The following is a 12937-nucleotide window of genomic DNA, read 5'->3' as shown; positions in this document are numbered from 1 at the left end:
TGTTGAACTCAAATTAATAATTCAGATTAAAATTCTAAATCATCAAGAAAATAAGAGAGGAGCAGTAGTATGTCAGTAAAGTTAGTTGTTATAGGTGGGGGGTCAAGCTATACTCCTGAAATAATTGAGGGAATTATTCGTCGTTATAAAAGTTTACCAATTACCGAAATTGCTTTAGTAGATGTTGAAGAAGGTAAAGATAAAGTAATAACCATAGCGAAATTAGCAGAAAGAATGATTGAAAAATCTGGTGAACCAATACAAGTCAATTGGACACTAGATCGAAAAAAAGCATTGAGGAATGCAGATTTTGTTTCAACTCAAATCCGTGTCGGTGGGCTCGACGCAAGAGAAAAGGATGAGAGAATTCCACTAAGGCATGGTTTCATCGGACAAGAAACCAATGGTGCTGGAGGCATAATGAAAGCTTTTCGTACTATTCCTGTTTTATTAGAATTAGCTGAGGATGTTCAAGAAATATGTCCAAATGCATGGATAATTAATTTTACAAATCCAGCTGGAATTATTACAGAGGCATTACTAAAACATTCAGCTCATAAAAGAGTGATTGGAGTATGTAATATTCCGTTTAACATGCGTCATTCAACAGCTGAAATTCTCAATGCAAATCCAAACCAAGTGAAAATAGAGTTTGTTGGTATGAATCATTTTGTATTTGGACAAAGAGTGTTTGTGGATGGAATTGACCGCACAAATGAAGTGTTAACAAATTTAGCTAATGAAAAGTTAGATTATTCTCCTGCAAATATAGTTAGCCTGGGATGGTCCAAAGGATTTATTAATAGTATGAAATTACTTCCAAATCCTTATCATCAATATTACTATCAAACAACAGATATTCTTACAAAGGATAAAGAAGCTTTAAAGGAACATGGAACAAGAGCAAAAGTAGTGAAAAATTTGGAGAAATCATTATTTACTATCTATAGTAATAAAGATCTAAACGTTAAACCAAAGCAATTAGAGGAAAGAGGTGGAGCCTTTTATAGTGATGTAGCTTGTAGCTTAATCGATTCCATATATAATAATAAGGGAGATATCCAAACAGTTAACGCTTGTAACAATGGAGCAATTGCTGACTTGCCAAATGATTCTGTGATTGAAGTGAATTGTTTTATTACAAAAAATGGTCCAAAACCTATTGCGATTGGTTCGTTACCTCCACAAATCAAAGGAGATATTTTACAAATGAAAGCCTTTGAAGAGTTGGTTATATTGGCAAGCATTAGTGGTGATTATAATCTAGCTTATCAAGCCTTTATTGCAAATCCACTTATAAAGGATGAAAGAAAAATAAAATCTCTTTTAGATGAATTGCTATGTGCGCATAAAGAATACTTGCCACAATTTAATAAGGGAGGCACGGGAGATGAGTAATAAGTTAATGCAACAATTGATTGAGTTTGCCGGAAAGGTTGGTTCACAAAGACATCTGGTTGCAATTAGGGATGGCTTTGTTGCTATTATGCCCTTAGTGATTATTGGATCACTAGCTATTTTGATAAATAACTTTCCACCTTTTGGAAAGTTCAACTTTGTTGAATGGATGAGTGCAATTTTTGGTGATGGTAATTGGCAACAAGTAGGAGGAAGTATCTGGAATGGTACATTTGCAGTATTAGGATTATTGGTAACGTTTACAATTTCCTATAATTTGGCGAAAAGTTATAATGTGGACAGGTTAGCCGCATCGCTTATATCCTCTGCGTCCTATATTATGTTAGTACCTGTCACAAATGACTTCGGTTTAAATATGAACTGGCTAGGTACACAAGGTCTTTTTGTTGGTATTATCATATCATTATTAACCACTGAATTATTTAGAATTTTTGTAAATAACCCAAAACTCATTATAAAAATGCCGGAAGGTGTACCATCAGGTGTAACAAAATCATTTAGAGCCTTAATTCCAACTATGATCATATTAATTATTGTTGGGTTATCTCAGTCTTTAATATCCGTATTAGCTGACACAAGTATTTTTGAGGTAATCTTTACAGCAATACAAAAACCAATACAAGGTTTAAGTAATTCATTACCAGCGGCATTGTTAGTGGCATTGTTAACCCATATCTTATGGTTTTTTGGACTGCACGGTACCAACATAATTGGTTCTATTATTGAACCTATTTATATTCCGTTAGTAGAAGAAAATCTAAGCCTGTTCCAGTCAGGTATGTCAGCTTATGATGTGCCGAATATTGTTACAAAACCATTTTTAGACTCTTTCGTATTTATGGGAGGTTCAGGAACAACAATAGCATTATTGATTGCTATTTTCATTGTTATTCGGAAACAAAAAAAACACCCTTACCGAGAAGTTGCAAAAGTGTCGGCACCAGGTAGTTTATTTAATATTAATGAGCCGGTAATTTTTGGTTTGCCAATCGTTTTGAATCCAATTATGTTAATACCTTTTGTCTTAGTTCCAGTAACATTAACGATCATTACCTATGTAGCGTTGTATATCGGTATAGTACCAAGAACAGTCGCGCTATTACCATGGACAACACCTCCTATTATAAGTGGATATCTTGTTACTGGTGGAAGTTGGCGGGGGATTGCCTTACAATTATTTAATCTAGCAGTATCCATTATGATTTATATACCTTTTGTACTAGCAGGGGTTAAGACTTTAAAGCAACGATTGGGGGAATAACTATGTCACAAGAAAATGAAAAATTACAAGTGCTTTCATTTTCGATTATTTTACATTCAGGGAATGCTAAATCATTTGCTATGGAAGCTATCAAATTAGCAAAAGTAAATAATATGAAAGAAGCAAAAGAAAAAATTGAAGCAGCTGATCAAGAATTTGTGAAAGCTCATCACGAACAAACTAAGCTTTTACAAGATGAAGCTAGTGGTAAGCAAGTACAGATCCCGCTAATTTTAGTCCATGCTCAAGATCATTTAATGACAGCAATGACTGTTAAAGAATTAGCAATTGAGATGGTAGAAATGTATGAAAAAATGAATAAATTGGAGGAAAAGTAAAATGAAAATTTTATTAGTTTGTTCTGCAGGAATGTCAACATCTATGTTAGTAGATAAAATGAAAAAAGCTTCTGAAAAAAAAGTTATCGATGCGGAGATTAATGCAGTAGCAGAATCAGAATTGCAGAATCATCTGAATGATTTAGATGTAGTATTAATTGGTCCGCAAGTTCGTTATTTGGAGAAAAGAATTAAGGAGTGTGTTGAGCCTTTGGGAATTAAATGTGATGTTATTGATCAATTAGCATACGGTATGATGAAAGGTGATCAAGTTCTAGATCAAGCAATTAAATTAGCAAATTACAAATAGGCACAAATTAATAAAGTAGTAGTTTAAATTTGGTGTAGTATGTAAAATCAGAGTAATACGGTATGCAATTCAAACATGAATTGCATACCGTATTTTATAATAAGAGGCGTTACCTCCTTTATAAAAAAGACTGAAAGCGCCTTTTGGAATTTCTAAATATTTCATTTCCCCTTTATTCGCCATTGACGCTTCAATAGCTAATCTGTCTTTCCAATCTTAAAACTTAAGTTGTAAATAATTCATCATATTTTGAAAGGTAGGCCAAATACTGGAACATCGCGGTACTCGTCGGTATATACAACTAAAAGTAGTAACAAATAAATATTTTTATAAAATACGCTTGAAAAATAATATGTATATTTGATATTTAGAATTAATAATATAATTGTAATAACATATTAATCAAAAATTTTCATTGATATAAAAGGGTTTTGTGATTATAAATTTAGAAAGATTACTACAAAATCATTAATTCAACTAAATGTATTGACATTTTATTTAACTAGACCTATATTAGGTATAGACAACTGTACATAGTGGGGTTGTCCAAATAATAAAAGAAAAGGGGTAATTAAGTTGAAAAAAACAAAATGGAGTCTACTGTTAGGTTTGTTGTTTCTTGTAATTGGTCTGGTAGCTTGTGGTAATGAAGAAACAGATTCTTCCTCGGAAGATACGCCTTCTGATAATGGTGAAGAAACAGAAGTGGAAGAAGTCGATTTAAGAGTTGTCACCACGATGGCGGGAACAGATCCAGCAGGAGAAGTATTCCAGGAAGTGTTAGATGATTTTGAAAATGAAAACCCTCACATATCTATCGAAAACGATTCACAGTCTGCTGATGCGGGTACTATTCGTACAAAAGTAAATACAGATTTTTCATCGGATAACGAACCAGACATTATGTTTTATTTTAATACAGTTGATGCCGAAGGAATTATCGAAGAAGGTAAGGTTGTGAATTTAGAAGAAGCAGAAGGAATTGACTTATCTGGTTTCAACTCTATGCTTGAACAACAAAGACACAGTGATGGTAATATTTACGCTGCCCCACAATCTGGTTTTTATGAAGGACTTTTTGTAAATGAAAAACTTTTTAAAGAACATGGAATTGAAATACCAACGACATGGGAGCAATATGAAAAGGCTATTGAAGAGTTTGCAAAAACAGATATAGTTCCTATTGCTGCGTCTACGGAGGATTCCTACTATGTTGTGGAACATTATATTCTTGCTGCTGGAGGCATGGAAAGTTATACGTTGGGATTAGAAGAACAAGACCCAGCTTGGGCTGAAGGTTTAGAAAATATTAAAAAACACTCAGATATGGGTGCATTTACACCAGATGCTGGAACTATTGATTTAGCACTAGCTCAAGAACTATTTAAACAAGAACAAGCAGCTATGATTTTTGAAGGTTCTTGGTTCTGGGGACAACTTGAGGAGGTAGGAATGGGTGAAGATGTAACCGTTCTACCAATGCCTGTCTACGCAGATGGTGGAGAAACAGGTGAACTTGTTGGTGGAGCATCACAAGGTTGGTTTGTCAGTACAAAATCATATGAAGATGAGAATAAGAAAGATGCGGTGGTAGATTTATTTAATCACTTAACTTCTGAAGAAACGATTTTGAAGATTGCAGGAGCTACTGGTCAGCCACCGGCAAAAGGTGAGCTTACAGATCTACCAGAATATTTGAAAGCTGGCCATGATTTAGTAAGCGATGCACCAGCGGTTGCATTACCGATTAATGACCGTATTAATCCGGAAGCTTTTACACATATGCGCACGAGTGTACCAGCGATTATTAGTGGTGATAAAACAGGCGAAGAAGTTTTAGAAAGAGCACAGAAAATGGCAGAATAATAGTAAAATAAAATGCAATGATATGGTTGTCCCTGCATTTAGGGGTCAACCTCATTGCTTATTTTGACAAGGGGGAACATTATACATGAAAGGTGACAAAATATATATATACCTCTTTCTAACACCAGCCTTTATCATAACAGGTATCTTTTTATACTATCCATTTGTAGAGAATATTTTGCAAAGTTTTTATAAAACAGATGGTTTCTTTAATTCTACATTTGTTGGATTAGATAATTATATTCGTCTGCTAAATGATGAAATCGCAAAAACAGCTTTATTTAATTCTTTAGAATTAATGCTTTATGTAACTATTTTTCAAGTAGGAATAGCGCTCGTATTAGCTATAATGGTAGATTCTATTTCAAAAGGTTCTGGGTTTTTTCGAACCACTTTTTTCTTTCCAATAGTGATATCAGGTGCAGCAATTGGGCTATTATTTACTTTGATTTATAATTATAGAAATGGTTTATTAAATGAAATGTTAGTGAATCTAGGATTTGAAAGGATTTTATGGCTAACTGAGCAATCTTCACTTTATATGGTGGCTATACCCACGATATGGAATTATGTTGGATTCTACTTTGTAATACTTCTGACAGCGATTCAAAAAATACCAAATGATTTTTACGAAGCTGCTAAATTAGAAGGTATTACAGGGATTCAAAAAATGTTTAGATTAACTATTCCATTAATTGTTAGCGATTTAAAAACATGTATTGTATTAGCGATTACAGGAACATTAAAGATCTTTGAATTGGTTTACATTATTACAAGAGGTGGCCCAGGGAATTCCTCTGAAGTTCTAGGAACATATATGTATCAGAAAGCTTTTGGAGATACAGCCATGGGGTATGGTGCAACATTAGCTGTGTTGATTGTAATTTTAGGGCTAACATTAGCCTTTATTACGAATAAATTACTTCAAAAAGAAGAAGTGACATATTAGAAAGAAAAGAGGTGTTCGTATATGCAATCTCAAACCGAAAAACTAACTTTTTGGGAAAATTTTCAAGAAACATATTTCTCAAAGTCAAGAATAGGGAAAGTCTTTATCTACGTTGTATTAACTTTGTGGTCAATGACAACTATTTTTCCTTTAGCGTGGGTATTTCTAAATTCCTTTAAAGAATCAAGAGCAATTATTACAGACACATTTAAATTACCAACAGATCCTACGATGCAAAATTATATCAATGCTTTTGAAACTGTAAACATTGGTAAAAGTTATTTAAATAGTTTAATTATTTCAGGCTCCGTTGTATTGCTGGTTTTGTTTATTGGGGGATTGGCTGCATTTGCGATGGCACGAATGAAGTTTAAATTAAGAGGACTTTTACAAGCTATCTTGATCGCAAGTCTGCTCATTCCTGCATTTGCGACAATTGTTCCCGTATATCGAATGATGATAAATATGGATTTGGTAAATACATATCTAGCATTAATAATTCCTCATACTGCTGGAAATCTACCATTTGCTATTTTAGTTATTAGTGGTTATATGGCAACGATACCTAAGGAATTAGAGGAAGCATCTGTGATGGATGGGTGTGGTCGTTTTAAAATGTTTACCAAAGTATTTTTACCAATATCCCTACCATCGTTTGCGACTGTTGGAATTTTTGTTTTTTTATGGTCATATAATGACTTGTTTTCGTCACTTGTATTGGTTTCACATGAGAAGGTTGCACCTATAGTAGTGTTGTTGTCAAACGTAAGCTCACAATATGGTACTGACTATGGATTAATGACAGCTGCGATTGCTATGACTGTAATTCCTGTATTGATATTTTATCTACTTGCACAAAAGACCTTCCAGAAAGGTGCTACTTCAGGTGCAGTAAAAGGGTAACTAGAGAAGATTACTAGGATTGGGAGAAAGGTGAGTTGTATGAATATTACATTAAAAGGTGAGTATCAACCGTTTCTGTCAGGTATAAAAGAACTTGAGAAGGAAGTAAATGTTACACTTAATGACAATGGTATCCCATTAACAATAGAAAAAAACAATGATCCTGAAACAATCATTCAATATAAAGACGGACAAGGTTCTATTTATTATGAAAAAGAATATCAGGTGTATCGGTCTTTTGGATTATTTTTAGAAAAGGCAGAAGCTGGTCACGCTTTTGTATGGAAAGAATCTGCAAACTTCAGATCCATTGGACCAATGTTCGATTTATCCAGAAACGCCGTAATGCGCGTAGATCAATTTAAATCGTTGTTTCGAAAGCTTGCATTAATGGGGTTCAATGCTTCCATGTTATACATGGAAGATACTTACGAAGTGAAGGAATACCCTTATTTTGGTTACATGCGTGGACGATATACAGAAAAAGAATTAACAGAATTAGATGATTACGCTAATCAATTAGGTATAGAGTTGATCCCGTGTATACAAACACTTGCACATTTAGAAGAATTTCTTAAATGGGATGCTATGGAAAACATTAAAGATACCAGAGGGGTCTTATTAACGGAAAATGAAGCAACTTATGAATTTCTAGACAAGATGATTCGTGCTGCAACAAAACCATTTCGTAGTAATCGACTTCATATCGGAATGGATGAAGCAGAAGAATTAGGTAGAGGAATTTATTTGAACAAATTTGGTTATAAGGATCGTCTAAATATAATGGTTGAACATCTGAATAGAGTTACGGGTATAACAGATAAACTAGAGTTAGACGTTATGATGTGGAGTGATATGTTTATCAAACTTGCATCAGAATCAGGAGACGATCAATACGATATGTCAACTGAGATTTCTGGGGAAATGCAAGAAAAAATTCCTGATAATGTAACGTTAATGTATTGGGATTACTTTCATACAAAAAAGAAAGATTATCAAATATTGATAAATAAACATAAAAAATTAGGCCATACACCAGCATTTGCCGGTGGTATATGGGTTTGGAACACGTTTGCTACCAAATACGATTTATCATTAAAAACAAGTGAAGCGGCTCTTCAAGCTAGTAAGGAAGAAGGTATTCAAGATGTGTTCGTCACTCTTTGGGGTGATGATGGTAATGAAAATAATCTTTATTCAGCAATGTTAGGTCTACAATTATATGCGGAACATCAATACCAAAAGTCCATAGATCAAACGGAATGGTATAAAAGAACACGATTTTGTACGGGAATATCTGTGGAACAGTACCTAATCTTAAGTAAATTAGATGTAATACCAGGAGTGGAAAAGGGAAATGCGGATCAGACAAATCCATCGAAATTTTTATTATGGCAGGATGTTTTGTTAGGTTTATTTGATAAGCATATCGAAGGCTTACCAATTTCTTCGCATTATGAACAATTGATGCAAGAGATAAAAAGCATTCGTGACCCCGGGGCGGAGTTAGATTTTATTTGGAATGTGCCAGAAAAATTAGCTAAAGTACTAGCAAAAAAGGCATCAGTTGGTGTGAAATTAAAAGCAGCTTACGATCAAAAAGATAAAGAAACGCTAAAAGAAATTTCTCTAGAATTAATTCCAGAAATAATCCAGCGAGTAAAAGATTTACGAGCAGCTCATAAAAAACAGTGGTTAACTATTAATAAACCCTTTGGCTGGGAAATCATAGACATACGTTATGGAGGACTTGTTGCAAGATTAGAGACGGCAATAGAGCGAATTACGGATTACTTGGATGGTAATATTGATGCAATTGAAGAATTAGAACAGGAAAGGTTACCTTTTAATGTGAATGTGGAAAAATCAACAGGGTTAGGCTGGTCTAGCTACTATTATCGAATGGCCTCACCGAATGTTTTCTTCCATGTATTACCTATCTATTAATTTAGCATCGTAGTTATTGAATGATTTGGTGACATGCTAAATCCTGGGGAGGAAAATGATTAAATATGAATTTATATCAGATAATAGTAGGGAGTTATGGAACAGAACGAGACGAAGCAATTCAATTAGTAGAATATGATGCAGATAAACAAGTATTTCGGAAAAAGGCTTATATAGATGGTGTATCCTCACCATCTTTTTTAGCATTTGAGCCTAATAAACAAATTCTTTATGCTGTTAGTGAAGAGGACATAGGTGAAATAATTTGTTATAAAATGGACATTAATATAAGAGAATGTATTCGGACTGAGACAGGTGGATCTGGACCATGTTATGTGCACGTGGATAGTGATACTGATTTTTTGTTCATAACCAATTATGGTAGTGGTAATATAACGGTTCACCCTTTGGATGATGCAGGAATGGTTAGTCAACTTTCCGAAAATATATCTTTAGGAGATGAAAGTAATATATCTCATCCGCATATGGTTTATCCTCTTGGCAGAAATGATTTATATTTTGTAACCGATTTAGGTCAAGACTTATTATTTGTTTTTCAATTAGATAGAGTTGATCAGAAATTAACTAAAAAGAATATATTTCATTTTAAAAAAGGAACTGGTCCTAGACATATTGCTATGAATATAAGTAGTAATATTATCTATGTTGCGAATGAGTTCAGTTCAACAGTATCTGTATATAGATATGTCCACCAAACCAATAAATTGCAATTTCTACAAGATATATTAACTGTTCCAAATCTGGAGCAGAAGGAAGGGAATTTTTGTGCTGATATTCATATATCTCCTTTTGGTGAATTTTTATATGTTTCTAATAGGGGAAGAAATACGATAGTCAGTTATAAAATACTAGAAAGTGGACTCCTTCAACGATGGAGTGAAGCTTCTACAGTGGGGAAATGGCCACGAAATTTTTCCGTATCAGCTGATGGCAAATATTTATTTATAGCAAATGAACATAGCGATAGCATTAACGTAATTCAAGTTAATAATGACGGGAATTTAACAACGCTTCCTGTACATTATTCTATGACTTCACCAACCTGCATCTTAATGCATGAAAAGAGGATATAATATGACAGATATGTTAGTAAACCTTTATCTATTATCATCAATTGAAATAAAAGAAGAAAACGATGTAACAATAAGGAAAGTTGTTCCACCAGAGAAACATCTGGTAGTGGACTGGGTTAGACAACACTTCTCAGATAAATGGGCAAGTGAATGTGAAGTAGCTTGCTCGGTGACACCTTCTAATTGTTTTATCGCTATAAAAAATAACCAGATATCGGGTTTTGCATGTTTTGATACTACATTTCGAAACTTTTTTGGTCCAACTGGTGTGAAACAAGACGAACGAGGTAACGGAATCGGATATCGTTTATTAATAGAAAGTTTAATACAAATGAAGCAAAATGGTTATGCATATGCGATTATTGGAGATGCGGGACCTATTGAATTCTATAAAAATAAGGTTGGTGCCATACCAATTGATAATACCCCAGTATTAAATACCATTAATTATCTAGATTAAGTAGTACATTTTAAGTATGAATGATCGAGTATGGAGATGTTTGAAGGGGTAAATTGACCGTTTGAGTGTCTCCATGTACCTTTAAACATTATAACGTTATATTGACTAATTAAGATCTAAATGTTAACCTTTTTTAAAATAACTATTAAGATCAGTTTAAGCGTTCACATAAACAATTCGATTTACTAAAGGAATGATTATATTGAAAGATAGAGTCGTTTTACGGAATGTCCACACAACAACTGGAAAAACTGTAGATATTGTCATAGGTGATAGAAGGATTGTGGAAATCGTTTCACCAAATACGGGGATTGGAGATAGAATCATAGATTTTTATGGTCAAGTATATATTTCGAGCGGGTGGATTGATATGCATGTGCATGCTTTTCCGGAATTTGAACCTTATGGGGATGAAATAGACGAGATTGGTTATAAGACTGGGGTAACAACCATTGTTGATGCTGGCAGTACGGGAGCTGATCAAATACATGAGTTAGTTAGAAATTCTAAAAATGCCAAGACCAATGTATTAGCCTTCTTGAATATTTCCAAAATTGGTTTAAAGCAAATCGATGAGTTATCCAATCTTTCTTGGTTAAATGAAAAAAAATTAATAAAAGCAGTGACGACACATAGCGATTTTGTCGTGGGCCTAAAGGCTAGAATCAGTAAAAGCGTGGTAGGACTCAATGGTTTAGAACCATTAAAATTAGCTCGTAAGTTTTCCGATGTTACAGATTTGCCGCTGATGATTCATATTGGTACTGGTCCTCCTGCTATTAGTGAGATTCTTGATTTACTTAAGGAAAAAGATGTTGTTACCCATTACTTACATAGTAAAAAGAATAATCTATTTGACGATTCAGGTAAACCACTTCCAACGCTACTGCAAGCAATTAAACGGGGAGTTCACTTAGATGTTGGTCACGGAAATGCAAGCTTCTCTTTTTCAATCGCAGAACAGGCAAAAGCTAATGGAATTAAGTTTGACACGATTAGTACAGACATCTACCGAGAAAACCGGTTGTATGGTCCAGTTTATGACATGGCTCACGTTTTAACAAAGTTTTTGTATTTGGATTACTCACTGGAAGAAGTTATTGATGCCGTTACAGTCAATGCTGCAAAGTGGTTAAATAAACCAGAGCTAGGAAGAGTAGCCATAGGAGATATTGCGAATTTGACATTATTCTCTGTTGAGAATCAATCAGTAATGTTAAAAGATTCTGATGGGGAAGAACGCAATTATGATAAACAAATTAATGTGAAAGGAGTTGTGGTTAATGGAGAATACATTGACTGCTAAATATGGATTAAAACAAGTCATTAATGCAAGTGGGAGAATGAGTATCTTAGGAGTTTCTGCTCCAACAGATACGGTGATGGAAGCTGTGAAAATTGGTGGGAAGAATTATGTTGAAATATCCGATTTGGTGGATAAAGCAGGAGAGCATATCGCAGGTCTGCTTCAATCGGAAGCGGCAATTGTCGTTAACTCGGCATCAAGTGGCATTGCATTAGCTGTAGCAGCCATTGTTACTGAAGGGAATCGTCGTAAAAGTGAAAAACTGCACCAGGAAGAAATAGCGAAAAATGAAGTCATTTTACTAAAGGGCCATAACGTACAATATGGTGCACCGATTGAAACGATGGTACACCTTGGTGGTGGTAAACTAGTTGAAGTGGGTTATGCAAATGAAGGGAAAATAGAACATATCGCAGATGCCGTCAATCAAAATTCTGCTGCAATTCTATATGTAAAATCTCATCATGCTGTTCAAAAGAATATGATTTCTATTGAAGAAGCTTGGGAAGTTGCACAAGTAAATAATATTCCATTGATTGTAGATGCGGCGGCGGAAGAAGATTTGAGGAAATATGTTCAGATTTCTGACTTAGCAATTTACAGTGGTTCCAAAGCGATTGAAGGACCAACCTCTGGAATAGTTGCTGGGAAGAAAGAATATATTAATTGGCTGAAAGTTCAAATGCATTGTATTGGAAGAAGTATGAAGGTTGGAAAGGAAGCAATCTTTGGACTGTTGCAAGCGCTTGAAGAGTATTTTGACAAAGAGGACAATAGTGAAAAAGAAAAAGCAAGCCTTGAAGTTCTTAACTCACTTAATTCGATAGACGGCGTCACGGTAAAGATAGTGCAGGATGAAGCTGGAAGGGCTATTTTTAGAGGCAGGATTCATATTGATCCCGCTATTTTGAATACAACAGCGAAGGAAATAAATGACAATTTAAGGAAAGGGGAAATTGCTATTTACACTCGTGATTACGGCGTTCGCCAAGGCTTCTTTGATATTGATCCACGACCTTTGCAAGGTGAAGAGATGCAGCTAATTAAAGAGAAATTAAAAACTATTTTAGGGGGGATCTAAGAG

Annotated in this window: 12 protein-coding genes; all 12 read left to right on the top strand. The window is 34.4% G+C overall.

Features of this window, described 5'->3' with window-relative positions:
• Positions 1 to 69 precede the first annotated feature (69 nt).
• Positions 70 to 1398, top strand: coding sequence for a 6-phospho-beta-glucosidase (locus BUC25_RS17385; RefSeq protein WP_073203147.1), 1329 nt, complete (start codon positions 70 to 72; stop codon positions 1396 to 1398).
• Positions 1391 to 2680 carry a PTS sugar transporter subunit IIC gene (locus BUC25_RS17380; RefSeq protein ID WP_170862728.1) on the top strand — a complete coding sequence of 430 codons (1290 nt, stop codon included), beginning with the start codon at positions 1391 to 1393 and terminating at the stop codon, positions 2678 to 2680. Before BUC25_RS17385 ends, BUC25_RS17380 begins: the two co-directional genes overlap by 8 nt.
• A gap of 2 nt (positions 2681 to 2682) precedes the next feature.
• Positions 2683 to 3018 (top strand): PTS lactose/cellobiose transporter subunit IIA, encoded by a 336-nt coding sequence (locus BUC25_RS17375; protein ID WP_073203146.1) that lies wholly within the window; start codon positions 2683 to 2685, stop codon positions 3016 to 3018.
• Between the two features lies 1 nt (position 3019).
• Positions 3020 to 3328: a PTS sugar transporter subunit IIB gene (locus BUC25_RS17370; protein WP_073203145.1), complete on the top strand. Its 309-nt coding sequence runs from the start codon at positions 3020 to 3022 to the stop codon at positions 3326 to 3328.
• Positions 3329 to 3904: 576 nt separating this feature from the next.
• Positions 3905 to 5194 (top strand): ABC transporter substrate-binding protein, encoded by a 1290-nt coding sequence (locus BUC25_RS17365; RefSeq protein ID WP_073203144.1) that lies wholly within the window; start codon positions 3905 to 3907, stop codon positions 5192 to 5194.
• Positions 5195 to 5279: 85 nt separating this feature from the next.
• The gene (locus BUC25_RS17360; protein ID WP_073203143.1) at positions 5280 to 6143 is read left to right on the top strand and encodes a carbohydrate ABC transporter permease; all 864 of its coding nucleotides are present in this window, start codon (positions 5280 to 5282) and stop codon (positions 6141 to 6143) included.
• A gap of 21 nt (positions 6144 to 6164) precedes the next feature.
• Positions 6165 to 7046 (top strand): carbohydrate ABC transporter permease, encoded by an 882-nt coding sequence (locus BUC25_RS17355; RefSeq protein WP_073203142.1) that lies wholly within the window; start codon positions 6165 to 6167, stop codon positions 7044 to 7046.
• Between the two features lie 39 nt (positions 7047 to 7085).
• Positions 7086 to 8993, top strand: coding sequence for a beta-N-acetylhexosaminidase (locus BUC25_RS17350; protein ID WP_073203141.1), 1908 nt, complete (start codon positions 7086 to 7088; stop codon positions 8991 to 8993).
• Positions 8994 to 9058: 65 nt separating this feature from the next.
• Positions 9059 to 10087, top strand: coding sequence for a lactonase family protein (locus tag BUC25_RS17345; protein WP_073203140.1), 1029 nt, complete (start codon positions 9059 to 9061; stop codon positions 10085 to 10087).
• A 1-nt stretch (position 10088) separates the two neighbouring features.
• On the top strand, positions 10089 to 10547 hold the full coding sequence (locus BUC25_RS17340; RefSeq protein ID WP_073203139.1) for a GNAT family N-acetyltransferase: 459 nt from the start codon (positions 10089 to 10091) through the stop codon (positions 10545 to 10547).
• Between the two features lie 202 nt (positions 10548 to 10749).
• A complete protein-coding gene (locus BUC25_RS17335) occupies positions 10750 to 11853 on the top strand; it encodes an amidohydrolase/deacetylase family metallohydrolase (protein WP_084543518.1) in 1104 nt (367 codons plus the stop codon).
• Complete coding sequence (locus BUC25_RS17330) at positions 11831 to 12934, top strand: DgaE family pyridoxal phosphate-dependent ammonia lyase (protein WP_073203137.1); 1104 nt, start codon at positions 11831 to 11833, stop codon at positions 12932 to 12934. The genes BUC25_RS17335 and BUC25_RS17330 overlap by 23 nt, the downstream gene beginning before the upstream one ends.
• Positions 12935 to 12937: the final 3 nt, after the last annotated feature.

The sequence above is a fragment of the Gracilibacillus kekensis genome (assembly GCF_900143085.1).
GTDB lineage: Bacteria > Bacillota > Bacilli > Bacillales > Amphibacillaceae > Gracilibacillus > Gracilibacillus kekensis.
This window is presented reverse-complemented; position numbering and strand designations above follow the sequence as displayed.